The organism is Prevotella fusca JCM 17724 (genome assembly GCF_001262015.1).
Classification (GTDB): domain Bacteria; phylum Bacteroidota; class Bacteroidia; order Bacteroidales; family Bacteroidaceae; genus Prevotella; species Prevotella fusca.
Genome location: NZ_CP012074.1, coordinates 1426483 through 1450845, shown reverse-complemented (window position 1 = coordinate 1450845; position 24363 = coordinate 1426483). Strand labels below are relative to the sequence as shown.

Below are 24363 nucleotides of genomic sequence, written 5' to 3'. Positions count from 1 at the left end.
GTTTCTTGTGAAGTATATTGGGCTAATTAGCCTAATTGGGCTAATTAGGCTAATTGTCAATCATAAAGCCCCCTCTTTCATCTTCTCCCCAAACTCCTTGCTTACATAGTTGAAAATATCCTTGCAGCAATCGGCTGAGAACGCCAGGGCACATGTGATGAGCTTGTCCCACTGCTCCTCTGTCAGCCCTCTTTCGAGGTCAGTCCGGGTGATGCCGTACTTCAGCATACCGAAGATGAAGCCTGCATTGAAGTTGTCGCCGGCGCCGATTGTGCTGACAACATTGGTATCGAGTACAGGATAAGTCTTCTTCAAGTCCCTGCCGCTACGCACCTCGACAGGCTGGCTTCCCTGTGTATAGATGAACTGCTTGCAATAGAAGGAAATCTCGGCATTATACACCTTGTCGGCATCCTCCTTCTTGTAGAGTGTCGCAAAGTCTTCGTGGCTGCCACGTACAATGTCGGCATAGTCGAGGTTCTCAATCAGGTTAGGCGTAACCTTGATGACCTCATCCTTGTGTGCCGGACGGAAATTAACGTCATAGTAGATGATGGCGCCATGTGAACGGGCATAGTCGAGCAGTCCGACAACCTGCGGACGAATCACCGGATTCACCGCATAGAAAGAGCCGAAAAGCACGATGTCATCCGGTTGTATGTCGGGAAAGGTGAAGTCTAACTGGTCGTGAGGGTGGTCCTTGTAGAAGATGTATTCGGCATCATTCTTCTCGTTGAGGAACGCCAGCGACACAGGCGACTTGGAGTCAGGGAAGGTGGTGACGTTATCAGCGTTGACACCGTTGCTTTTCAGGAAATCAATGATGTATTTCCCGACGTGGTCATTGCCTGCCTCGGAGATGAACGATGCGTTGATACCGCAGCGTCCTAACGATGTAATGGCGTTAAAGGTAGACCCTCCCGGGACTGCCTCAACTGGTTTGTTGTCCTTAAAGATGATGTCTAAGACGGTCTCACCTATACCTATAACTTTCCGCATTTTATTGTGATTTATGTTGTGTCTCGCTTTGGTTGTGCAAATATAATGTAATTTGGGCGGACTACAAAAAGAATTAGGTTCTTTTTTCTTTTAGTGCTGTCCAGTAAACATTTCCCATATATTAAGTCAGCCATTAGTGTCTTACTATATACATTATAGTAACCATAACGCCCCTTTCTTCCCATATTCCACCGGTGTGTTGTTGGCAAGCACACGTGGTGTTGTTGGCAAGCACACGTGGTGCTGAGTGCTAAACAGAGTGCAATATGTCACAGAGAAGGGAACAGCTTTTAGTTAGAAAAGGGTTGTACTGTCCAAAGTAAGCAAAACATCGTTCGTTAGGAGGCTTGCTTTTCCAAAGCCAATACGGTGTTACCTGTCAAAAGAGATTATGCATTGGAGAGTATGCTGTTTCGGTTTTATCAGACAGCAATATTTTTTCTTTGTGCTTTAAAGTCTACAGCTTTTCATTCTTTTTTCTTAATTTTGCACCCTATGACAAGTTATCAAACAGCGGTCCTGGGTAATGGACTGCGCATCATAGCCCTTCCGACATCGTCACCAGTGGTTTATTGTGGCTACCAGATCAACGCCGGAACTGCCAATGAGCTACCTGATGAGGAAGGCATAGCCCATTTCTGCGAGCATGTCACCTTCAAGGGAACTGCCCGCCGCACGGCTCTGGATGTCATCAACTGCCTTGAACAGGTGGGAGGTGACCTCAATGCCTTCACCACCAAGACCGATACAGTTTACTACTCGGCTATCTTGAAGGACTATCTTCCACGGGCGATAGACCTTCTTACGGACATTGTTTTCCACAGTGTCTATCCGCAGAAGGAGATTGACAAGGAGGTTGAGGTTATCTGCGATGAGATAGAATCCTATAATGACAGTCCTGCAGAACTGATTTATGACGACTTTGAGAACCTTGTCTTTCATGGTCATCCGTTAGGACATAACATCCTTGGCAAGGCTGACCGCATCAGGAAGTTCACCACAGAGGATGCGCTCCGCTTCACCCACAGGCACTATCGCCCGGAGAATGCGGTGTTTTTTGCCTATGGTGATATTGATTTTGACAGTCTCCTCCGTCTCTTGGAAAAAGAAAACGGAACAAAGGTGACCAAGGTCGGCGAAATGGATAAGCCCGATGCGACAGTCCTGCCGGCATTGAACGGCTATGAGCCGCAGACAGTCAGGGCAGACAAGCATACCCATCAGGCACACGTGATGATTGGTAATCGTGCCTATTGTGTACACGATAGGCGGCGTATGGCACTCTATCTGTTGAACAATATCCTTGGTGGTCCGGGGATGAGTGCCCGTCTGAACCTCGCACTCCGTGAGCGTTGCGGTCTCGTCTACACGGTGGAAAGTTCCATGGTGAGCTATTCCTCGGCAGGAATATGGAGTATCTACTTCGGCTGTGATGCCGATGATATGGACGAATGTATGCGCCTTGTACGTGCGGAACTCGACCGTTTCATGTCCGTTCCGCTCACTGCTGACGAGCTGTCGGTTGCCAAGCAGCAGATAAAAGGGCAGATAGGCATAGCCTGCGACAACCGTGAGAACCTTGCACTTGACTTCGGCAAGGGCTTCCTTCACTATGGGTGGAAGAAGGACATCACGGCACTTTACCGTGACATTGACGCCATTACGGCAGACGAGGTGCAGGCTGTTGCATGCGACCTGTTCCCAGAGGAGAGGTTGACTAAGCTGATTTATGCCTGAATGTCAGCATCGCGAGGAAACACGTTGACAATCATTGACGGGTGTCAGAACCATGCCTGTCTGTCATTTGAAGGTATGGGAATGAACTGATTGGTTGCAGTTTCCTACGTAGGGATGCGCTTCTGGCACAGTTATTTCTGTAGAAATCAACAGAAATCACATATAAAGAATTACAACAAAATATAAACATAGCAGGGTAATGAAAGCAAACGTAGAACGCACAGACAAGAAGAGGGTCGTCATCGTAGGTGGCGGACTGGGAGGATTGGAACTGGCTTTCAAGCTGGTAGATGATGACTTCCAGGTTGTATTGGTCGATAAGAACAATTATCACCAGTTCCCTCCATTGATTTATCAGGTAGCATCGGGTGGTCTTGAACCGAGTAGTATCTCCTTTCCTTTCCGTCGTCTTTTCCAGGGACGCAAGGACTTCTTCTTCCGTATGGCAGAAGTGCAGTCGGTGAATACGGCTGAAAAGACAATCCAAACGACAGTGGGTGAGATAGAATACGACTATCTTGTGCTGGCAGCTGGCGCAAAGACTAACTTTTTCGGGAACAAGGACATCGAGGCGACCACACTTCCGATGAAATCGGTCAGTGAGGCAATGCGGCTCCGCAATACCATCCTGCGTAATCTTGAACTTGCCGAGACGGAGGACAATCCCGTACGCAAGCAGGCTTTGATGAATATCGTTATCGTGGGTGGCGGTGCTTCAGGGGTTGAGATAGCAGGTGCTGTGGCTGAGATGAAGAAGAACATCATTGCACGTGACTATCCCGACCTTGATTCCTCACAGATGCACATTTATCTTGTCAATGCGGGCGACCGCCTTCTTGCAGGTATGGATCCGGTTTCATCAAAACGGGCAGAACGTGACCTAAAGGACTTGCATGTCCACATCCGTCAGCCACAGTTTGCCACCGAGTATAAGGACGGCGTCCTGAAGACGAGTGCCGGACTGGAAATCCCTGCTCAAACGGTTATTTGGGTGAGTGGTATCTGTGCGAACACGATAGAGGGTATTCCTGCTGAGAGTGTCGGTCATGCTGGCAGACTTCTTACCGACCGTTTCTGTCGTGTGAAGGGTTTGCAGGATGTCTATGCCATTGGTGACCTGAGTCTGATAGAGGGTGACGAGGAGTATCCGCTTGGTCATCCGCAGCTGGCACAGGTAGCAATGCAGCAGGCAAAGACCGTTGCGAAGAACCTCAAGGCTGTTTTGAAAGGGAAGGAAGTAAAACCTTTCAGATACAAGAATCTCGGCGTGATGGCTACCATCGGGCGTAATCATGCTGTTGCTGAAATCTCCGGAAGGAAGTTCGGTGGCTTCCCTGCCTGGGCATTGTGGCTCGTCGTTCACCTCCGTTCTATCCTTGGTGTGAAGAACAAGACGTTTATCCTGCTCAATTGGGTATGGAACTACATCAATTATAAGCAGAGTCTTCGCTTGATTTTGAAGGCGAAATAAGCCGATAGCAGTTGTGTGAGTAGCACTGTCTTTCCACTTCTTTTTCCCTGTAGATAGGAAATGTCTGCCTATGGAAGGCGATGTGAAGATGACGGAAAAGACTGGACTTCAGCAAAGATGTGGTCAGGGTTATTTCTGATTTCAGTCCGACAAAAGAAGGATATAAGCAAGACTTTGCTGTAACCATAAGTTTATTGGGGTCAGGTCTTGCATAAAGACGCACGCTTCGTGTCCCCTCCGGCAGAAAATTCTTGGGAAGAGAGCGAAGTGTGCGTCCCTGTTTTTTATTGGAAGTTTTGATATTCTTCTTTCTATATGATGAATTGCTTTAGATGACAATATAGTCTTTTGTTATTTATATTATAGTCTATTTTATTGTCATTATCCGTTAAATTCTATTTTAAGAACCATTTTTGCCGTGTCATTTTATTGATTGGTTCCGAATTGTTTTCATGAAGATAATTTGGGTGTTGGGTGTTGGGTGTTGGGTGTTGATGGGTAGTGATAATTGGTGTTGGGTGTTGATAGTTGGGTGTTGATGGGCAGTGATAATCGGTGTTGGGTGATGATGGGCAGTGATAGGCAATAGTGTTTGGTAGTCCTTTCGGGGCTAATTGCTCCCCTCTCCTTTTAGAGAGAGGGTGTGGATAAGGTGCATGGAGTGATGCAACGAGCTGTTGAATGGGGATTGAATCGGCGTGACGGCAGGCACATCTATGAGCATGTCTGTATGGATGAGAAGTCAATCCGACGGGGGCATGAGTATGTGAGTATGCTCTATTACGGAGATACAGGAAATGTCATCGAAGTAGAGGGCGGGCGCACCAGGAAAAGTGTTGAGAATCTGTGCTCCAAGGCTCTCACTGAAGAGCAAAGGGCAGGTGTGAAGACCGTATGCACAAGGTGGGATGCAGCACGTCCTATACATTATGGGTGATGGTCACGCCGTGCAGGCAATCAGTGCATATGGTAGTCCCGTCTTGAAGTCAGTACACGGGTAATTCTATTAAAATTGTCCGTTTGATTCGCAGCATAACATCTCCATTTTGAGGCATTCTAATTCGCCGAAAGAACTTCTAAATGGTGGAAAGAGGCGGGCGATGAGACTTGACTGTTCGTTGGATGTTGGTTCTGGTGGGTCTTTTTTTAAACAGTGAGTCCGATGCAAGGAACATCCCATAAGCTGCCTGTAAGGTCGGTGTTTATGGGATGGCTCTTGCATCGGACTCAAGTTGTCGTCAGGAAGTATGCCTGTATGGTGTTCTCTCCCTCAAGTGTTTTGTATAGACAAGGGGTCTGTCAAGCGGGGAAAGAGATAAAGAAGGTGGGGTTTAAAAACTCTTCAGCCATGCCTTGAGGTCCATCATCATCTCCTCATGATAGCGGAACCCGATCTTGCTGCCCCAGCCATGACCGCCGCCGGGATAGACGTGGAGAGAACCGCGAACGTCATTGCGGTAAAGTTCGGTGTAGAAGTTTACGCCGTTTGCTGGCGGTACGGAATCGTCGTCATCGCTGAGCGCAATGAATGCACGTGGCGTTACACGGCTCACGTTCATGTCAGCACTGTACTTCTTCTCGTCACGCTTGCCGGGGTTCTTGCCCAGGAAGTTGAGGCGGCTTCTGTCGTGACCGTAGCCTTCCAGCATTGAAATGACGGGGTAGAAGAGTATCTGGAAGTTCGGCTTAGCCTCTCCCTGGCTTCTTGTAGCAATCGTTGCAGCGAGATGACCACCGGCAGAGAAGCCCATGATACCAACGTCATTGCGATTGATTCTCCAGCTTGTTGCGTTCATACGGACGAGCTTCATTGCCTGCTCGGCGTCAGAAACGGGGACCTCGGGCTCACCATGTGGCATGCGGTACTTCAATACGATGGCTGCAATGCCGTGATTCTGGAAGAACTCCCCCCAGTCATAACCCTCTTTGTCCATTGATAGTGTCTCGTAGGCACCACCTGGGCAGATGATTACGGCACGTCCTGTAGCTTCTTTCTCTGTCGGAAGGAAGACACGTACCTTAGCGGTATCATTTGGATCGCCGTTGTTGTAAGGCGGACGCCCGTTATAGAGTTTTACATCGAAAGTGCTCTGGGCGTTCATCGTCATGGCAGCAGCAGCCAGTCCGAATGTGAGAAATAGTTTTCTTAAATTCATTCTATACTCTGTTTAGTTGTTTTAGTTCGTTTTCATCGCTCTTCCTTCCATTCGGTTATGGTACAATCTACCAGGAAACGGAACGTTGCTGTAATAAAAAGCAGGAATAAAGCATGAGATTTTGAACGTATTATTGCAAAGTTAACAAAAAGATACGATTTCAATAGTAGATGTTTAGAGTTTTTAGTATATTTGCAGACAGAAATAATAAAAGATATGGAGTATAAACGAATTTTAATGATTTCGTATGACTGTTAACAACTATCTTTTAATTAGCTGATTCAATATCCAGCGGTTCATTATCACTCCCTTTCTTATTTTAAAAAAAATAGTTATCATCCAGTATTTATCATCTATCATTCAGACATGCACGTATTAGATAAGTTTCGGTATTGTCCCGTATGTGGAAGTAAGCGTTTTGTAGAACAGAACGAGAAAAGCAAACGCTGCGAGAGTTGTGGCTTCGAGTATTTCCTTAATCCGAGTTCTGCTGTGGCTGCATTCATCCTGAACGGTAAAGGGGAATTGCTCGTTACACGCAGGAAGTTTGATCCAGGACGTGGAACGTTAGACCTCCCCGGAGGCTTCTGTGATATTGGCGAGACCATTGGCGAGGCATTGATACGTGAAATAAAAGAGGAAACCAACCTTGTTGTCAAGGAGAAAAGTTACTTCTGTTCACTTCCTAACAAGTACCGTTACAGTGGTTTTGATATACCTACACTTGATGCCTTCTTCATCTGTAAGGTAGAGGATGAGACCGCTCTCAAGGTGGCGGATGATGTAGATGAGGCTACATGGGTGCCATTGGCAGAGGTTCATACCGAACAGTTCGGTCTTCGTTCCATCCGTCAGGCACTGCATGACTTTTTGCAGATGGAGGTAGAAAACTTAAAAAAGTAGAAATTTTGTCTATTATATAAGGTGTAAGCAAAAAGTTTAAGTACTTTTGCGCCCTTGAAAAAATGTACAAGATTGATTATGCAAGAAAACTTGGTAATAGTAGAGAGCCCGGCAAAGGCTAAGACCATTGAGAAGTTTCTCGGTAAGGACTATAAGGTTATGTCGTCTTATGGTCATATCCGCGACTTGAAAAAGAAGGAACTTAGCATTGATCTCGACACGTTGAATCCCGATTATGAAATCCCTGACGAGAAGAAGAAAGTAGTCAGTGAACTGAAGAAAAGTGCTAAAGCAGCCAAGAAAGTCTGGTTGGCTTCCGATGAGGACCGCGAGGGAGAAGCTATCAGCTGGCATCTTTGTGAGGTGTTAGGGCTGGATGAAGAGAAAACGAATCGTATCGTGTTCCATGAGATTACCAAGCCCGCCATATTGAAAGCAATTGAGTCGCCACGCCGTCTGGATATGAATCTTGTGAACGCACAGCAGGCCCGTCGCGTACTCGACCGCCTGGTAGGCTTCCGTCTTTCACCGGTGCTGTGGCGCAAGGTAAAGCCGGCTTTGAGTGCCGGACGTGTGCAGAGCGTTGCCGTGAGGTTGATTGTAGAGCGCGAACGTGAGGTACAGAACTTCAATTCTGAGCCTTACTACCGATTGAATGCAGTCTTTGCTGTAACCGGTGAGGATGGCTCGAAGAGTGAAGTAAAGGCTGAATTGAGCAAGCGTTTCAAGACACATGAGGAGGCTTTGGACTTCCTTGAACTGTGCAAGACTTCAAAATTCAAGGTTTCATCGATAGCAAAGAAACCTTTGAAACGCACCCCGGCTCCTCCGTTCACAACCTCAACACTGCAGCAGGAAGCTGCAAGAAAGCTCGGCTTCACCGTAAGTCAGACGATGATGGTTGCCCAGCGATTGTATGAGGCAGGACGTATTACTTACATGCGAACCGACAGTGTGAATCTTTCCAGTTTGGCTGTCAGCACCTGCAAGGAGGAGATTGAGCGGCTCTATGGTGAGAATTATAGTAAAGTAAGAAAGTATCAGACCCATAGCAAAGGGGCGCAGGAGGCGCACGAGGCTATCCGTCCTACATATATTGATAATGTTTCTATCGAAGGGACAAGCCAGGAGAAGCGTCTTTACGACCTTATCTGGAAGCGCACCATTGCGTCGCAGATGGCTGATGCACAGATAGAGAAGACCACTGTAAACATATCACTTGAGGCGGAAGATGGCAAGAACAACACTGATCTGCTGTTTGTTTCCAACGGCGAAGTGATTGCTTTCGAGGGCTTCCTGAAAGTTTATAACGAATCGACTGACGATGATGAAAACAACGAGGAGTTCTCACATGCGCTGCCGGTAATGCACGAAGGCGAGGAACTTGAACGTCGTGAAATCGTTTCAACAGAGCGTTATTCACAGGGACCTAACCGTTATACGGAGGCAAGTCTGGTGCGCAAACTTGAAGAACTTGGCATCGGTCGCCCGTCAACATACGCTCCGACAATCTCAACCATCCAGCAACGTGAATACGTACAGAAGGGTGACCGCAAGGGTGAAGAGCGTAAGTATGCTGTTGACTCACTCCTTGGTCTGAAGGTAACTTCCAAGACCAAGAAGGAAATGGCTGGTGCAGACAAGGGCAAACTCATCCCGACAGACATCGGAATTGTTGTGAACGACTTTCTTATGGCGAACTTCCCGGAGATTATGGACTATAACTTTACAGCCAAAGTTGAGCAGGATTTCGATAAGATTGCTGAAGGAAAGGCTGAATGGAATAAGAAGATGAAGACCTTTTATCAAGGTTTTGAACCAGAGGTGGAGAAGGTTATGAATGCCCGTTCCGAGCATAAGGCAGGCGAACGTGAGCTTGGTGTCGAGCCAAAGACAGGCAAGCCGGTGTTCGTTAAGATTGGTCGTTTCGGTCCGGTTGTGCAGATTGGCAGTGCAGATGATGAGGACAAACCACGATTCTCACAGCTTCCGTCAGACAAGAGCATGGAAACCATCACCCTTGAGGAAGCGTTGGAATTGTTCAAGCTGCCACGTAAGGTAGGTCAGTTTGAGGGTACAGACGTTGTGATCGGTGCTGGTCGCTTCGGTCCTTACGTGCTCCATAACAAGAAGTACACCTCACTTCCAAAGGAGGAAGACCCGCTTACCATCAGCCTTGATGCCGCTATCAACCTTATTCAGAAGAAGCGTCTGCAGGATGCACAGCGTCACTTGAAGACTTTTGAAGAAGATGCCAAGATGGAAGTGATGAACGGTCGTTACGGTCCTTATATTGCCTATGATGGCAAGAACTACCGTATGCCGAAGGCACTCCACGAGAAAGCTGCAGAACTTACTTACGAGCAGTGCATGGACATCGTAAAGAATGCCCCGGAGCCAAAGCGTAAGAAGTAGTGAATACAGACTCACCTTTAACGGAAAGAAAGACATCCACCACATAGTCTTGCAACTGCAGACTATAGGGTGGATGATAAATATATCGTGAGCATGGCAGACCACAAGGAAGAGAACAGACCGTTGCGCATCATTCTCATTGGCTATATGGGAGCCGGGAAGACGACAGTCGGCAGGGCTTTGTCGAAGGAATTGAACATTCCCTTCTATGACTTGGACTGGTACATAGAGAGCCGTATGCGCAAGACTGTGAAGCAAATCTTCGATGAAAAGGGGGAAAATGGCTTCCGTTTGATGGAAAAGTCAATGCTTCATGAGGTTGCAGAGTTTGAAAATGTCATTATCTCCTGCGGAGGAGGAACTCCCTGTTTCTTTGATAATATGGAGTATATGAACGGGCAGGCTGAGACCGTTTACCTGAAAGTAGAGCCGGACGTCCTTTTCAAGCATCTGCAGATGGGCAAGTCAGTCCGCCCCCTTCTGCTCAATAAGGCACCTGATGAGGTCAGCCTGTTCATCCGTGAACAGTTGAAGGGGCGTGAGCCTTTCTACATGAAGGCGAAGCACGTTCTTGACGTGAGTCTTATGGACAGTTACGACAAGATACAGATTTCCGTCACCCAGCTCTGCCAGCTGCTGAAGATTGACAAGGCTGTCCGTCGATGATAGCATGGTGAATGTTATGGCTGTAAAGCTGTCCTTCACGATATGACAAGCAGTTGTCTGAGGATTACAGAGCTATGCTCCGCACAGCAGAAAGGCGTCATTTAGAAAAAGTAAACAGATTGAATAAAGATTATATATAGGGATAGAATATTGGAAATGAAAAAGTGGACGATTGAAGATTCTCAAGAATTGTACAACATCTCAGGGTGGGGTACATCTTACTTTGGCATCAACCCCAAGGGTGACGTGTATGTAACGCCGTGTAAGGACAATACGCAGATTGACCTACGTGACGTCATGGACGAACTCTCCTTGCGCGATGTGACACCGCCGGTGTTGCTTCGTTTCCCCGATATTCTCGATAACCGTATCGAGAAGACATCCTCCTGCTTTGAGAAGGCAAAGAAGGAATACGATTTCAAAGCTGAGAACTTCATCATCTATCCTATTAAGGTAAACCAGATGCAGCCGGTGGTTGAGGAGATTATCTCTCACGGACGCAAGTTCAACCTCGGCTTGGAGGCTGGTTCAAAACCCGAGTTGCATGCAGTGATCGCCGTACAGTGCCAGAGCGATTCGCTCATTATCTGTAACGGATACAAGGACCAGAGCTATATAGAACTGGCCTTACTGGCACAGAAGATGGGTAAGCGCATCTTCATCGTAGTGGAGAAACTCAATGAAATCGACCTCATTGCACGTGCAGCAAAGAAACTGAACGTAAAGCCGAACCTCGGCATCCGCATCAAGCTGGCATCCAGTGGTTCCGGCAAATGGGCTGACAGTGGCGGCGATGCTTCCAAGTTCGGGCTTACGTCTTCTGAACTTCTGCAGGCGTTGGAGACACTCGATGACAAGGGGCTGCATGACAGTCTGCACCTGATTCACTTTCATATCGGTTCACAGATTACAAAGATTCGCCGTATTCAGACCGCACTCAACGAGGCAGCACAGTACTATGTGAACCTCAGAAAGATGGGTTATAACGTTGATTTCGTGGATTGTGGCGGTGGATTGGGCGTTGACTACGACGGAACCCGCTCGTCAAGCAGTGAAAGCTCAGTGAACTATAGCATCCAGGAATACGTCAACGACTGTGTCTACACCTTTGTTGATGCAGCCAACAAGAACGATATTCCACACCCGAACATCATCACCGAGAGTGGCAGAAGCCTCTCTGCCCATCACTCAGTTCTCGTGATTGATGTGCTCGAAACAGCTTCCCTGCCTGAGATGTCAGAGGAGTTTGAGGCAAGTGATACAGACCATCAGTTGGTAAAAGACCTCTACGATATTTGGGATAACCTTGATTCACGCAATATGCTGGAGGACTGGCACGATGCAGAGCAGATCCGTGAGGAAGCCTTGGAGCTGTTCTCTCATGGTATGGTTGACCTGAAGACACGTGCCGAGATTGAGGCGATGTACTGGAGTGTGTGCCATGAAATCAACAATCTGGCAAAGAATATGAAGCATGTACCGGATGAGTTGCGCAATATGGATAAGCTGCTTGCCGACAAGTACTTCTGTAACTTCTCACTCTTTCAGTCGCTCCCGGACAGCTGGGCAATAGACCAACTCTTCCCGGTAATGCCGATTCAGCGACTCAATGAGCGTCCGGCACGCAATGCCACCTTGCAGGATATTACCTGTGACAGCGACGGTAAGATTTCAAACTTCGTAGCAATGGGACGCAGCAGCCATGTGTTGCCGGTTCACGCGCTGAAGAAGAACGAGCCTTATTACCTCGGTGTGTTCCTCATTGGTGCCTATCAGGAAATCCTGGGCGACATGCACAATCTCTTCGGCGACACCAATGCTGTACACATCTCGGTAAAGGATGGCAGCTATCATATCGACCAGATTTTTGATGGTGAGACGGTGGAAGAGGTTTTGGAGTACGTTCAGTATAATCCTAAGAAACTTGTCCGCCAACTTGAAATCTGGGTGACAAAGAGCGTAAAGCAAGGTAGGATTTCGCTTGAGGAGGGTAAGGAATTCCTCAGCAATTACCGTAGCGGTCTTTACGGTTACACATATCTGGAGTAGACTGCAAGTCCCTTTGGGCAAGCAGGCTGACCGCAGGATATGAAAATGTAGTCATTGATAATCTGTAGAGGCGCACGGCTCGTGTGTCCGCCATCGAGACATTGGTTTCGGACGCACGGATTGTGCGTCCCTGTGTCGTTAATAGATGCTTGCTAAACGTGGGTGTTTCTTTAGGTAGATGTGGATGTCCGTTCCTGCAGTTTATCCTTGTTTTTCCTGTCGAGGAGCGTCATTGCCGAATTCTTTTCATGAAAATAATTATTTCTTTTCATGAAGAAAAATATTTTTTTTCATGAAAATAATTCTTTTTTTTCGTGAAGATAATTCGTGGCAGATGTCCTTTTGACATAGTAGTAAGGCCGATTGAAGTGCAGTTTTATGCGTTGCTTTCATGACAATTAAAGGCTTAATGAAAGTTAAATAACGGCATTTTTGCCTTCGTTCCTGTAACTTTCCCCCATAGATAACCGTCATTTAAACAGAGAGAAGATGAAAAAAGTCAGTTTCCGTAACGATGTGTTGCCGTTGAAGAACGAACTCTTCCGGCTTGCACTCCGTATCACGCTCAACAGAGCTGAGGCTGAGGACATCGTGCAGGACACGCTGATAAAGGTCTGGAACCGCCGATACGAGTGGGAAAACATCGATTCCATCGAAGCATTCAGTCTCACCGTATGCCGGAACCTGTCGCTCGACCGCATCAAGAAGAAGGAAAATAACAATGACTCCTTGGAAGATGTGAAGATATCCGAACCCCTTGCTTCATCCAATCCTCAAGACCGAATGATAGAAGAGGACAAGATTAATCTTGTAAAACAGATTGTAGATGGTCTTCCTGAGAAACAACGAAGTTGTATGCAGCTAAGAGATTTTGAAGGAAAGTCATACAAAGAGATTGCTGAAGTCCTTGAAATCAGCGAAGAACAGGTGAAAGTCAATATCTTCAGAGCCCGTCAGACGGTCAAACAACAATATTTGAAATTAGACAATTATGGATTATAAGTACATCGAACAATTACTGGAACGCTACTGGCGTTGCGAGACTTCTCTCCAAGAGGAGGAAATCTTGCGTATGTTCTTCTCACAGGAGGACATTCCAGCTGCTTTGCTGCCTTATCGCCATCTGTTCATCTATGAGCAGAACGAGAAAGCTGTGGATGTCTTGGGCGATGACTTTGACCAGAAAGTCCTGGGACTTATCAGGGAAGACGAGCCGGTCAAGGCACGTGTCATAACAATGCGCCATCGCCTTATGCCACTCTTCAAGGCTGCCGCTGTGGTGGCTATCTTCCTTACCTTGGGCAATGCCATGCAGGTGGCTTTCTCTGATGGTGATGTCCGTCAGGTAACCCCAAGCACAGCTGCTGTTGACAGACCGCAGGAAGGTCCGTCCGTTGCCAAGGCTGACTCTGTAAAGAGTGACACCTTGCAGCACAAGATACAGTCTACTGTATCAACAATCACAAAGTAAGACAATTTCTATGCTTTCTCTATAAATAATCATTTTAAGTAAAACAACTCGAGGCTGTGAAGTCTCAATTCTCTCAAATTTTTCATAACATACTAACGTAGAAGAGCCGATACTCCTTGTGGGTGTCGGTTTTTCTTTTGTGCAGAGGTAAGTGGAAGCGATGGGCTTCTAAATTAGCCGTAGTCTGTTACACCTTTGTTGCAAAGACAAACATTCTTCTCGGTCATATAACACAAAATCTGTTCTGGTTCAATGAACGCTTTGGGTTCAATGAACAGCTTGGATGCTTATGAGGAATGTTCCGGACAGGGCTTGATACTGTCAATAAACGCAGTTTCTGTAAATGTTAAGCTCTGGCTGCCCTGAAATGACAAAACGCCCCTTGTACTTGCTGTACGAGGGGCGTTTGGGTTTGTTTGTTAACCAATGTTCGAGGAGATGATGCTACTGCGTTATGAACACTGTGCAGACAGTGTTAAGGTTCAATTAAATGCACATTTAATGTGCGTTCCTTACCGTCTACAGCCACATCGTTGACATAGGTAATCTTATACGTGATATTGAGGAAATACCCCGTCTTCTTAGCACTTGATACCTCAATACGAGGTTCTAAAAGATAAATATCTAAATATTTTGCGATTCCACTGTTAGGAATCCATGCTGTAACATTATAGTTTCCGTTCTCGCTTCTTACCTTTTCTGCATACATGTCGATAAATCTGCCATCACGTGTTAATCCCATCTGTACGTTGTTAAACCACAGCTGTGGCGATAATGCCTTCACTGCATCAGTGTAATCACCATCGGTCTTGTTTCTATAGCGTTTGCCAAAGAACTCACCAACTTTTGTACTGCTGGCAATCGTAAGTTCATCGTTCAGTGCAGACAGTGACTTGAAGTCTGTGATTGTCACATCAAAGTTAGCTAATTCCGTATCGTGACCATCTTTTGCAACAAGGTTGATTGAGAATCTTAATGAGTTTGTACCATTGTCTCTGTACTTACCCTTGAGATAAGGCACAAACTTGTCCTTGTCATATTTAAGCAAAGATGTGTAGAAAACATCTGCATGCTCATACGTTCCGCGCATGTATAACTTGCTGGCTTCTGCTGTGTTAATACTTATTTGGTTGCGATAGTACAGGTTCTTGTCGAAGCTGACGCTGGGTGAACCGTTAATGCTGTTATCGCTTGTCTTACCCTTTCTACCCTTATAGGTAATTGTGAATGCAATACGTCCCGACGAACTGCCACCAATGTAGCGCACGTCGCTAATAGTCGTATTAGCCCAATCGGCTGGCGTAAAGGTATAATGTTTGTTGCCATCAATGTCTGAAGATGATAGATTTACAAACTTTTGCAGGTAGGTTGCAGTGAACTTGCTGTTATCTTTCAGACGATAAAGTGTGTCGAAATCGACCCCACTTTGATAGTCAACGCCCTTTTTCCACGAAGCAACAGCGCGCATAACCATCTCTTCATCGGAAGGCTTCTGTGCAAAACCGTTATAATCTACATCCTTAACGAATGGCTTGCCACCGCAATTACCCATCACTCTCAGTGTAAACGTTCCCTTCTCTTCATCGCTTTTTACCACGCTCACAGCCGTAACGTTCACTTCCTTACCATTGATGCTTTTCTTTCCCAAATCGGATTTTGCCTTCTCCAAAGCCTGATAAACATTCAGTTGCTTATCAAGGTTGAGAAACTTCACAATGTCATCAGTCGTTACCTCGATTACTTTTTCTTGTGTTGGTGGGGTTGGGGTAAAGGAATTATCGTCATTTCCACAAGCGGCAAAAAGCAATGCCATAGATGCTGCAATAATAATTTTTCTCATTTTATCCTGTCTCTAATTTGTAACTGGCGCACCTTGTTAGTCGTTTCCTGCCTTTACAACAAAGGTGTAAGGGCATCAGGTCTTTGCGATGCGCTATAACTCGAGTGCAAAGATACTAAAAGAAACTTGAATATCAGTATCGTTACGGGGATTTAACTTCTCAATTAACGAACAGTATTATTGTCATCTTACAACTGTCCTCAATTCCGCAGCATTTTTCCTTGTGAGACAGTTTTATGTGTTGAGATCTCTTTTCGGCTCTCTATACGTTGACGTGAGGACATCTTCGAGAGTTTGGAGTCTTGTCTAAGCATGAAATCCCCCACCCAAACCAATGGGGAGTATGAAGACCACAAGGAAATGCTGTTTGTTCAAGGAGTATCTCAGAGTAGTATGCTTTATCTCTGCCGTGTTGAAACTGTACGGCTTGCTGGAGGTTTCGTTCTTGTAGACAATATTCTTTTTGTTAAGCTCCTTCAGTCTGCGCCCCATAGTGTCGGCACAGGGTAACAGCGTAACAGGTCTCTGCCTGAACTGTTCTATAAGCGCATTGATGTCCTCAAGTCATTCTCCACCACAAAGGCAGCTGAAGAAGAGAGGACACAGAATGCTTCCATAGCTGAATGCCTTGCCGCTGCATCTGCCCAATACGGATTCGGTAAGTTTTTCAAAACCCAACTTTGAATAAACGTCCATGATGTGATAAATTCCTCCGAAAGAAGTGATATTCTCGTTTTTAATTGCTATCTTTGGCATGTCGGATATTTTGTTTGCTTTTTATGTTTGCAGCACCAAGATAGGTGAAATCTCTGACATGTCCAAGTGTTTTGAAGACTTTGTTTCTCAGGCACTTGTGTTTCTTAAAAGACTTTGTGCTGCGGAATTAAAGTAAAGATTTAAATATACTAGTGATGCAATAATTTTAAATTAAACTTCATATATCCCTTTATTAATAAGGGTTTCAGATCGTTCTTTGATTTTTTGATTTGAAAATGACAGCGTAACTTTGCAACCAAAACTGCATTGTTATGAACGTCGGTCGATATGTGTTTTCACAAGTTGTGAAGTACATACCTCGTTATCAGTTCGACAAGTGCGTGAAGAAGTACCGTGGCGACTGGCATGTCAAGGATTTGACTTGTTACAACCAGCTTCTGCACCTTTTGTTTGGACAGCTGACGAGTTGTGATTCCCTACGGGACATCTGCCTGTGTCTTGGTGCCCACAAGGACATCCTCTACCATCTTGGATTTGGCAACACGGTCAACCAGTCATCACTTTCCCGAGCTAACGACAATCGGGATTACCGCATCTATGAGGAGTTTGGCATCTATATGATAAATCTGGTAAGGCCTTTATACACAAGGACCTCGATACCAGATGTCACTATAGACAACGTACTTTACTCCCTCGATTCCACGACCATCTCCACAAGTGTCAAACTTGCGACATGGGCTTTAGGAAGATACAACAAGGGGGCGGTGAAGATGCACACTCTGCTTGACTTGCGCGGGAGCATTCCAGCAAACATCCACATCACGGATGGCAGATGGCATGACAGCAACGAACTTGAACTGACTGCGCCGGAGCCTCTTGCCTTCTATATGATGGACAAGGCCTATGTTGACTTCGATGAGTTCTTTCGCTTCCATTTGGCTGGAGCCTATTGGGTTACCAGACCGAAGGACAACATGAAATACGAGATTATTGGTCATAGAAAAGACTTCTCCCGAGAGGATGGTATTCGAGGCGACTTTACCATTCGCTTGACTCAGCCAAAGACTCATGCACTTTACCCTGAGCCTTTCAGGGCAGTCTGCCACTATGATGAGGAGACGTGTGAAGAAATAGTGTTCATCACTAACAACTTCGAGATCAGCGCAGTGGAAGTGTCCGTCCTGTATAGGCACAGATGGGACATAGAGGTGTTCTTCAAGTGGATAAAGCAGAACATTGTCGTGAAGACCTTGTGGGGGTATTCCGGGAATGCAGTCCGAATCCATCTCTGGGTTGCAGTCATCGCCTATCTGCTTGTTGCAAGAATAAAGGCTGACAACAAAAGCCCATACACCATTACGGAAGTGGCAACGCTGATAAGAGTTTCTGCTTTGGAGAAAACTCACCTCAGAGATTTAATCACTAAGCCGAGAACCTCTGTCATTTACAATCAATATGTCAAAGAACTACCTCTATTTGATAATATGTAAAACTTAACGCGATTTTATCGCATCAGTACTAATTTAAATACAATATATATGGTAAGACAAATAGTTATTTTACTTACATTACTTGTTGTAACAGGTAGTTGTAAGGCACAGGGCACAGGTGGTAGTGACATCAAAAAGAATAAGAACATGGAAAGAACAACCGAGAGATTTGACACATCTACCTATTATATGAAAAGGCAAGGACATGAATATCAATTTGAGCATTACTTGCGAGGTAAAGTGAGGCAGTTTGGGGGCAATAATGGCTCTAATTATATAGAATATGCCAGAAAGGACAACAGCCTGTTTGGAACGTGTAAGGAGTATTACAATAAAACGGGAACTCTTAAATTAGTAGGAAAATATTATTATAATGATTTTAATAGTGGTATTTGGAAAGAGTATGATGAGAATGGTTATTTAATAGATGAATACGACCAAGATGCCCCTTATAAGAACTACCCATGGGAAAAGGTGGAGAAGTTTGTCAAAGAAGAATTGAAACTGGATTTGTTTGATAAGAAAGTCTCTATCCATCGTTATGTGAGCAAACATAGTAAAATCCCTATATGGCGAATTCGGTGGCAAGTTGGCATTAAGGTTTATACAATTAAAATAAATGCGGATACCGGTAAGATAATTAATCAAGTAGAAGGGAAGGTAGAGAAATAGCGTAGATTCTACTTGGCTATATCAATGGAATATTTTGCATAGAGGATTGCAGACTGTAGATGAAACGATTAATAAAGCAAAAAGCAAATGAAAAAACTTATTATGTTATCGATAATATTGACAGGCATTAACAGTTGCAGTGTACCTGATAATAGTAGTAACACCCGAGCTAAAATAGGAAAACAAATGGAAACAACAAGTGAAAAAATTGATACACTTCTGTTCCAGATGAACAGAGGAAACAATAATGAATATATGTATAGAACAGGACAATGGCAAGTTCTACAAAGATATATGAGTGATAATAATGTATACTATTATTATGAAAGAAAACTAAAGGATGGGGAACTTGTCGAGGAGTATCGTAGATTTTTCTCAAGTGGCAAACTCAATGTGAGGGGATTTAGTTATAAGAACCACGGTTTTCCTATAGGCGTCTGGAGTGAATATAATGAAGATGGGATATTGATAAGAGAGATTGATAAGGATGAGCCTTTCAAGAATTATCCTTGGAATGAAGTACGCTTGTTTATGGAGAAAGAATATCATGTTGATTTCTTTGACAAGCACACGATTGTACATCGTTATCTTGATAAGACCAGTACCCCAGTATATGATATTTGCTGGCGAAGCAAGAATGATGTATTTAAGAATGTTATAATAGACATCAATACGAGAAAAGTGATAAAAGAAGAGGATTTTAAAGCTCAAAAGTAGATATGAAAACATAGTCTATGTAATATGTTAGATACAAGTCCTTGATTTCTTAAATGTGTCTTAATTCCGCAATCTTGTCGATTCATTCATCACATTGCAGCCAATGTTCGTCTGACATGTGACTTCTCCAATGTTGAAAGTTCTTTGCCATATAAGGACTGAGCTGGACACATGTTTTTGACTATGTAACAGAGGTATTTAATGGAGATATGAAGACTTATAAATATAAGAATTAGCATAAAATATTTTTATTAATGAGTACAACGAGAATCAAAACCAGTATGGGTATGCCCATAAAATTTGCTCAAAAGAAGTAATGGTGTTGGCTTTAGGTCTTGATGACACAACCTGCGCACATGAGTTACTCCATGCGCTGGGGTTATATTATTCATTTAGTGACTTAAACCTACACACTTTTGAAGAATATAAAACGGACAATATTATGGACTATTCTGATATTGGACCATGGTAAGCACATGTGGTGCTGATGGCAAGCACATGCGGTGCTGATGGCAAGCACATGTGGTGCTGGGTGCCAAGTACCTTGCAATATGTTACCGGGACGGGATCAGCTTGTCGTCAGGAAAGGGTTGTCCTGTCAAAAGTGAACAAGGGGACAGTAGATATTTTGCGGGAGATACGCATATAGTTTAGCAAGGCTTATCTGATTAGGAGACTTGTCTTCCAGAGCTGATACGATATTATCTGTTTAAAAGAGAACTCGCATTTGGAGCGTATGCTGTTTCTATCTTATCGGGCAGCAATAACGAAAACCTGACAAGGAATGTTAAAGGTGGATAAAATACGGATGAGAAACTTGCATGTACGGGGTTATCTTTCTATATTTGCAGTATATATTTGCGTATATATTGTAGGAAACAATATTCTATTATACAACAGATTGCAATTCTTCCTCTTCTTCCAGAGCAAGACTGTTCACAGCCGCACAGAGGAGACTTCAGGAAGTTGTTTGAGGTTTTCTCTTTTTTTGTCCCTTGCAGGATGATGCAGAGTTGCCTCTCTGATCATTATTTATTAACAACTTAAAATTTTTTCAATCATGGGTTCATTCAGAGCAACATTGGAATTGGGTGGCAAGGAGTATGACGTACTCTATTCCAACTACGAGTTCAGCCGCAACACCGACAGCAAGGGCAAGCCTTCATCAAGCATCTCGGGCGGCCGCGTAAGCGTGACGGTAGAGTCAACGGACGACACTACGGCCATCGAGGCCATGCTCAACAGCCAGTTCAAGGCCGTCGAGGGCAAGATCGTCTACAAGAAGACCGAGGAGGACGCGAAGATGAAGGAGATCTGCTTCAGGAATGCGTACATCGTCCACTACAAGGAGACGCTGAACGTTGAGAACGAGACTCCGATGACCATTGCGATGACCTTCTCTGCGGAGACCATCACGGTGGGCAATGCGGAGCTTGACAACCGCTGGCCACGCACATAAGCCGACGGACAGCAGGGAGGGTATGTCAGGGAGCAGGGCTCCCGGCATGCCCTCCTGCCTTATGCCTACATCCCTTTCCTTATGATCATCCCTTTCCCGACAGACATCACCACAGTAAAAACGATACGACATGGCATTTCCCGACATACGCTTCACCGTGACCATCGGTGACACTGCAATCCCTACCTTCAAGTCCTTCCGCCTGGAACAGCGCATAGGCGACCATCATTACTTCGAGCTGGTCCTCGACCTCGAGACCGGCAGCAGCCGCTTCTCACATGACATGGGCAGCAGCTCCGACTGGCTCAGCGAGCCCCTGACCGTCCGCATAGACGGCAGCACCTCCTTCCTGGGCGTGGTGACGAACGTCCACATGCACCGTGAGGACAGCGAGTTCGGGCATCTCGTCGTGTCCGGCTACTCCGCCACCTACCGACTGGAGACCGCCCCCGGCAACTTCTCATGGACAGGGAAGAAGATCGGAGAGATCGTCAGCCGGCTCTGTGACGATGCGAATGTTGGGTCACGGGTCAATGCCGCCTATGACGGCAGGCCTGACTATCTCTGCCAGTACGGCGAGTCCCAGTTCGGTTTCATCCGCCGCCTTGCCTCACAGTACAAGGAATGGCTCTACTATGACGGCACATCCCTCGTCTTCGGCCGCCCCAAGACACTTCCCGACTCGGTCTGCCTTGAGTTCGGCACCACCCTCTCGTCGCTTGACATCGGCATCCAGACGCTTGCCCGTCCCAAGAAGGCCTACAGCTACCACTCCTCGTCCGACCAGCAGATGGACGAGGCGAGCCCGTCGGAGACGGCCGGGCAGGACCTCCTTGCCCGCAAGGCGGTGGCAGCCTCGATGAAGCTGTTCAGCGTCCCTGCACGCCAGTATGCCGAGCAGCGTGTCAACTCCGGTCCGGAGCTGGTGGACTACATGCGCCGCAAGCAGTCGGCAGAGACGGCGGAGAGCCACTACGTCACCGCCGAGAGCCGTGTCCCGGGGCTGTGCGTGGGCAGCGTCGTCAAGATAGACAGCTCCTTCTACCAGTCCTTCAGGTCCCTCTCCCGCAGGACGCTGGGCGAGTTCATCATCACCGAGATCGTGCACGAGGTGGGCGAGGACGGCTACTACCGCAACCGTTTCAAGGCTCTCCCCTCCGCCCTTGAGGTGATTCCCGTACCCGACGCACGCATCCCGCATGCCGAGACGCAGATGGCGACGGTGACCAGGAACGACGACCCTAAGGGCAGCGGCCGCATCCAGGTGCGGATGAACTGGCAGGCTGACGACATGAACACGAACTGGATCCGTGTGATGACACCGGATGGTGGTAGCAGTAGTGACGTGAAGAGCAACCGCGGCTTCGTATTCATCCCCGAGGTAGGCGACCATGTCCTCGTCGGCTTCCGCCACGGCGACCCCTCCCGTCCCTATGTCATGGGCAGCCTCTTCAACGGTTTCACGGGAAAGGGCGGTTTTGCTGCCAACCACAAGAAAAGTCTTACCACCCGGAGTGGTTCGACCGTCACCTTTGATGATACCGCCCACACTATCCTTCTACAGACAACCCGTGCCAATAAAATCTTCATTGATGAGAGAAATGGCACCATCACCATATCTTCTGCCGAAGAAGTGAATGTCAACACAAAGAATGTCAACATAGATGCCTCCGAAGATATGAAAATTAATGTTGGCAGAAATTTAGATTTGAATGTAGGAGAAGATGCAAATATTTCAATTGGAGGAGATAAAAATGTTTCGATAGGAGGAGAAAAGACAACCTCTGTTAGTCAATCTGTTGAGACATCAATTGGTGGAGATTTGCGAATGGACATAGTCGGAAAAACTAAACAAACTACAGCAGACATGTCTATGACTGTAACTCAAGGAGATATTATCATTAGTGCAGCTTCAAAGGCTCTTTTACAGGGCGGCGATGATGCGAGAATAAGTAAAGGATAAATTATCAGGTAATCTGAAATGAGTTATAATAGTATTGTATATGATTCTGCTGCAATGTCTGGCATTAGCTATTCTAAAGTGAATATCATAGTTATAGGCACACAGCAACACAGCTCTGACTGGTGGAGAAATGTAGATCCGTTGGGGTTGAATCCAGTAGCAGGTGTCGGTAGGAACAGTAAACTTATGTTTGTTCATCAGGCTATCAGGACAATCAGATTAGGTCTAATATATAAGTGGATCGTTTTGCTTTGTTCAGAAGGATATACAGCAAGTCAATTAGACCATATAGAAAAAACAGTTACAGGTATAACTAATAAAGCAGGGGAAAAGATAGTGCTAGATTGTCATATGATTTCCTCTCTTGATGATATAGTCTCATATATTAATAGCTTGTCTGCCAAAAAACAAAAGATAGAAACTCTCTATTTTTATGCGCATGGAGTCGTAAAAGAAATTCTACCTTGGATGAAATTACGTAAAGGTACACCTATAGACGAAAACTTTTTTAAAAAAATAAAAAAAGAATCTTTTGTCAAAGAGGCTGTAGTGAAGAGCTATGCTTGTAGAACAGGATTAGGGAATCCAGATATAGACCAAGACAGAATTATTAAGAAAGAAGGAAAAACGTCTTTCGACAGAGGAGAACAATACATAATAGAGTTGCCATTATTACTCTTGGAAAGTTTAGCTTCTAGAATTTCTGTAATCTTGAATGTTACGGTTTATGCTTATCTGAGAAGAACAGAGTACAGTGACACACTGTTTACCACTGACGAGTATGACTTCCTTGATGCATGTGATGCTGCTCTCCTAAATAAGAAAAGAAGTAGAAAAGCATCAAAATACGATCATATCACACAAACGAGGCAGTTGACTCGCACGGAAAGGGACAGATATCAAAAGCTGAATGAAGAGAGAGATAAAAAGAAAAATATTATAGTAGACAATGCTAGTTTTCGTTTAACAGGAGCCTTTCATCCCGTAAGAGCTGCAAGAACTCCAAGAAATGTTTCTAGCAAATTTTGGAGATTTTATAAGCTATGAAGTATTTATATAAATTACCCCGAAAGGTACATCTTTTTTTGTTTATATGTTGTGCTTTTCTTGTTACTATTTTAACTTGGAATTTAATGAAACCAAAATATTTATGTACAAATGGAATGGGACCGATACGTGTAGAAGGTTGGTTAGAAAAAGGGTATAGAATCATAGGAAAATATAAACTCTGGAATCCGCAGCCTCGTCTCCTTACAGAAAAGGATTGGCAGTTTATCCAGCAGCATCTTCCAGGATGGATACATAAGAATTACCCAAAGTACAAGGAATCGGATAAAATAAGCAAGTTGTCTATAGATTTCTTAAAGTCGCATACAGTATATCAGTTTACACTACTCCATGATGGAGAAATATTAGAAGAAGATGTTTATCTGCTATCATTAGGTGCACCTTATGAGACTGACCAATTAAAGATATATATTCCTAAGGCTTCTGTTTATGACAAAGAACAGCTTGATAAGGATGGGAAATTAGTTAGTAAAAACATATTGGTTTATCCTTTCCTAACAGAAAATTGGGAGTCCAATATTAATGAGGCTAAACCTTATGAGGCAGAAGACTTTTGGTAAACTTTTACAA

At 45.3% G+C, this 24363-nt stretch carries 19 protein-coding genes and 1 pseudogene; 16 read left to right on the top strand and 4 right to left on the bottom strand.

The window, feature by feature from the left end; all coding sequences use genetic code 11:
* Nucleotides 1-60: 60 nt before the first annotated feature.
* A complete protein-coding gene (locus ADJ77_RS05975; RefSeq protein WP_050696138.1) occupies nt 61-999 on the bottom strand; it encodes a carbohydrate kinase family protein in 939 nt (312 codons plus the stop codon).
* A 495-nt stretch (nt 1000-1494) separates the two neighbouring features.
* Here ADJ77_RS05975 and ADJ77_RS05970 point away from each other — a divergent pair, with 495 nt between their 5' ends.
* The 3 genes from ADJ77_RS05970 to ADJ77_RS05960 all read left to right on the top strand — a co-directional run bounded on the left by ADJ77_RS05970 (nt 1495) and on the right by ADJ77_RS05960 (nt 5144).
* A complete protein-coding gene (locus tag ADJ77_RS05970) occupies nt 1495-2736 on the top strand; it encodes a M16 family metallopeptidase (protein WP_050696137.1) in 1242 nt (413 codons plus the stop codon).
* A gap of 199 nt (nt 2737-2935) precedes the next feature.
* Complete coding sequence (locus ADJ77_RS05965) at nt 2936-4207, top strand: NAD(P)/FAD-dependent oxidoreductase (protein WP_025077713.1); 1272 nt, start codon at nt 2936-2938, stop codon at nt 4205-4207.
* A gap of 643 nt (nt 4208-4850) precedes the next feature.
* On the top strand, nt 4851-5144 hold the full coding sequence (locus tag ADJ77_RS05960) for a transposase (protein ID WP_148301574.1): 294 nt from the start codon (nt 4851-4853) through the stop codon (nt 5142-5144).
* Between the two features lie 394 nt (nt 5145-5538).
* Here the strand turns inward: ADJ77_RS05960 and ADJ77_RS05955 are convergent, their stop codons facing one another.
* Complete coding sequence (locus ADJ77_RS05955; protein WP_025077715.1) at nt 5539-6363, bottom strand: alpha/beta hydrolase; 825 nt, start codon at nt 6361-6363, stop codon at nt 5539-5541.
* 366 nt (nt 6364-6729) lie between these two features.
* Here ADJ77_RS05955 and ADJ77_RS05950 point away from each other — a divergent pair, with 366 nt between their 5' ends.
* From ADJ77_RS05950 to ADJ77_RS05920, 6 genes are all read left to right on the top strand, one after another.
* Nucleotides 6730-7266 carry an NUDIX domain-containing protein gene (locus tag ADJ77_RS05950; RefSeq protein ID WP_025077716.1) on the top strand — a complete coding sequence of 179 codons (537 nt, stop codon included), beginning with the start codon at nt 6730-6732 and terminating at the stop codon, nt 7264-7266.
* A 78-nt stretch (nt 7267-7344) separates the two neighbouring features.
* Nucleotides 7345-9681, top strand: coding sequence for a type I DNA topoisomerase (gene topA / locus ADJ77_RS05945; protein WP_025077717.1), 2337 nt, complete (start codon nt 7345-7347; stop codon nt 9679-9681).
* A 93-nt stretch (nt 9682-9774) separates the two neighbouring features.
* A complete protein-coding gene (locus ADJ77_RS05940; protein WP_050696224.1) occupies nt 9775-10347 on the top strand; it encodes a shikimate kinase in 573 nt (190 codons plus the stop codon).
* 156 nt (nt 10348-10503) lie between these two features.
* Nucleotides 10504-12396: a biosynthetic arginine decarboxylase gene (gene speA, locus ADJ77_RS05935; protein WP_025077718.1), complete on the top strand. Its 1893-nt coding sequence runs from the start codon at nt 10504-10506 to the stop codon at nt 12394-12396.
* Between the two features lie 489 nt (nt 12397-12885).
* Nucleotides 12886-13398 carry an RNA polymerase sigma factor gene (locus ADJ77_RS05925; protein ID WP_025077720.1) on the top strand — a complete coding sequence of 171 codons (513 nt, stop codon included), beginning with the start codon at nt 12886-12888 and terminating at the stop codon, nt 13396-13398.
* Nucleotides 13388-13867 (top strand): hypothetical protein, encoded by a 480-nt coding sequence (locus ADJ77_RS05920; RefSeq protein ID WP_025077721.1) that lies wholly within the window; start codon nt 13388-13390, stop codon nt 13865-13867. The genes ADJ77_RS05925 and ADJ77_RS05920 overlap by 11 nt, the downstream gene beginning before the upstream one ends.
* Nucleotides 13868-14342: 475 nt before the next feature.
* On the opposite strand, the gene ADJ77_RS05915 is transcribed toward ADJ77_RS05920, so the two are convergent.
* Both ADJ77_RS05915 and ADJ77_RS14535 read right to left on the bottom strand, forming a co-directional pair.
* A complete protein-coding gene (locus tag ADJ77_RS05915) occupies nt 14343-15707 on the bottom strand; it encodes a hypothetical protein (protein WP_025077722.1) in 1365 nt (454 codons plus the stop codon).
* A gap of 348 nt (nt 15708-16055) precedes the next feature.
* Nucleotides 16056-16463, bottom strand: a pseudogene (locus tag ADJ77_RS14535) (IS1380 family transposase); the annotation flags it as partial.
* A 272-nt stretch (nt 16464-16735) separates the two neighbouring features.
* Between ADJ77_RS14535 and ADJ77_RS05895 the strand changes: the two are divergent.
* The 7 genes from ADJ77_RS05895 to ADJ77_RS05865 all read left to right on the top strand — a co-directional run bounded on the left by ADJ77_RS05895 (nt 16736) and on the right by ADJ77_RS05865 (nt 24353).
* Complete coding sequence (locus ADJ77_RS05895) at nt 16736-17914, top strand: IS4 family transposase (protein WP_050696136.1); 1179 nt, start codon at nt 16736-16738, stop codon at nt 17912-17914.
* A gap of 48 nt (nt 17915-17962) precedes the next feature.
* Complete coding sequence (locus ADJ77_RS05890; protein WP_025079268.1) at nt 17963-18586, top strand: hypothetical protein; 624 nt, start codon at nt 17963-17965, stop codon at nt 18584-18586.
* An 87-nt stretch (nt 18587-18673) separates the two neighbouring features.
* Complete coding sequence (locus ADJ77_RS05885; RefSeq protein WP_025079269.1) at nt 18674-19303, top strand: toxin-antitoxin system YwqK family antitoxin; 630 nt, start codon at nt 18674-18676, stop codon at nt 19301-19303.
* Between the two features lie 1060 nt (nt 19304-20363).
* Nucleotides 20364-20762 (top strand): type VI secretion system tube protein TssD, encoded by a 399-nt coding sequence (tssD, locus tag ADJ77_RS05880; RefSeq protein ID WP_050696135.1) that lies wholly within the window; start codon nt 20364-20366, stop codon nt 20760-20762.
* Nucleotides 20763-20892: 130 nt separating this feature from the next.
* On the top strand, nt 20893-22725 hold the full coding sequence (locus ADJ77_RS05875) for a type VI secretion system Vgr family protein (RefSeq protein WP_050696134.1): 1833 nt from the start codon (nt 20893-20895) through the stop codon (nt 22723-22725).
* Between the two features lie 18 nt (nt 22726-22743).
* The gene (locus ADJ77_RS05870) at nt 22744-23772 is read left to right on the top strand and encodes a hypothetical protein (protein WP_042741143.1); all 1029 of its coding nucleotides are present in this window, start codon (nt 22744-22746) and stop codon (nt 23770-23772) included.
* Nucleotides 23769-24353, top strand: coding sequence for a hypothetical protein (locus ADJ77_RS05865; protein WP_042741144.1), 585 nt, complete (start codon nt 23769-23771; stop codon nt 24351-24353). The genes ADJ77_RS05870 and ADJ77_RS05865 overlap by 4 nt, the downstream gene beginning before the upstream one ends.
* Nucleotides 24354-24363 lie beyond the last annotated feature (10 nt).

Coding starts and splice junctions, on each gene's coding strand:
- ADJ77_RS05975 (WP_050696138.1), bottom strand. CDS start 999: ATGCGGAAAGTTATAGGTATAGGTGAGACCGTCTTAGACATCATCTTT.
- ADJ77_RS05970 (WP_050696137.1), top strand. CDS start 1,495: ATGACAAGTTATCAAACAGCGGTCCTGGGTAATGGACTGCGCATCATA.
- ADJ77_RS05965 (WP_025077713.1), top strand. CDS start 2,936: ATGAAAGCAAACGTAGAACGCACAGACAAGAAGAGGGTCGTCATCGTA.
- ADJ77_RS05955 (WP_025077715.1), bottom strand. CDS start 6,363: ATGAATTTAAGAAAACTATTTCTCACATTCGGACTGGCTGCTGCTGCC.
- ADJ77_RS05950 (WP_025077716.1), top strand. CDS start 6,730: ATGCACGTATTAGATAAGTTTCGGTATTGTCCCGTATGTGGAAGTAAG.
- topA (WP_025077717.1), top strand. CDS start 7,345: ATGCAAGAAAACTTGGTAATAGTAGAGAGCCCGGCAAAGGCTAAGACC.
- ADJ77_RS05940 (WP_050696224.1), top strand. CDS start 9,775: ATGGCAGACCACAAGGAAGAGAACAGACCGTTGCGCATCATTCTCATT.
- speA (WP_025077718.1), top strand. CDS start 10,504: ATGAAAAAGTGGACGATTGAAGATTCTCAAGAATTGTACAACATCTCA.
- ADJ77_RS05925 (WP_025077720.1), top strand. CDS start 12,886: ATGAAAAAAGTCAGTTTCCGTAACGATGTGTTGCCGTTGAAGAACGAA.
- ADJ77_RS05920 (WP_025077721.1), top strand. CDS start 13,388: ATGGATTATAAGTACATCGAACAATTACTGGAACGCTACTGGCGTTGC.
- ADJ77_RS05915 (WP_025077722.1), bottom strand. CDS start 15,707: ATGAGAAAAATTATTATTGCAGCATCTATGGCATTGCTTTTTGCCGCT.
- ADJ77_RS05895 (WP_050696136.1), top strand. CDS start 16,736: ATGAACGTCGGTCGATATGTGTTTTCACAAGTTGTGAAGTACATACCT.
- ADJ77_RS05890 (WP_025079268.1), top strand. CDS start 17,963: ATGGTAAGACAAATAGTTATTTTACTTACATTACTTGTTGTAACAGGT.
- ADJ77_RS05885 (WP_025079269.1), top strand. CDS start 18,674: ATGAAAAAACTTATTATGTTATCGATAATATTGACAGGCATTAACAGT.
- tssD (WP_050696135.1), top strand. CDS start 20,364: ATGGGTTCATTCAGAGCAACATTGGAATTGGGTGGCAAGGAGTATGAC.
- ADJ77_RS05875 (WP_050696134.1), top strand. CDS start 20,893: ATGGCATTTCCCGACATACGCTTCACCGTGACCATCGGTGACACTGCA.
- ADJ77_RS05870 (WP_042741143.1), top strand. CDS start 22,744: ATGAGTTATAATAGTATTGTATATGATTCTGCTGCAATGTCTGGCATT.
- ADJ77_RS05865 (WP_042741144.1), top strand. CDS start 23,769: ATGAAGTATTTATATAAATTACCCCGAAAGGTACATCTTTTTTTGTTT.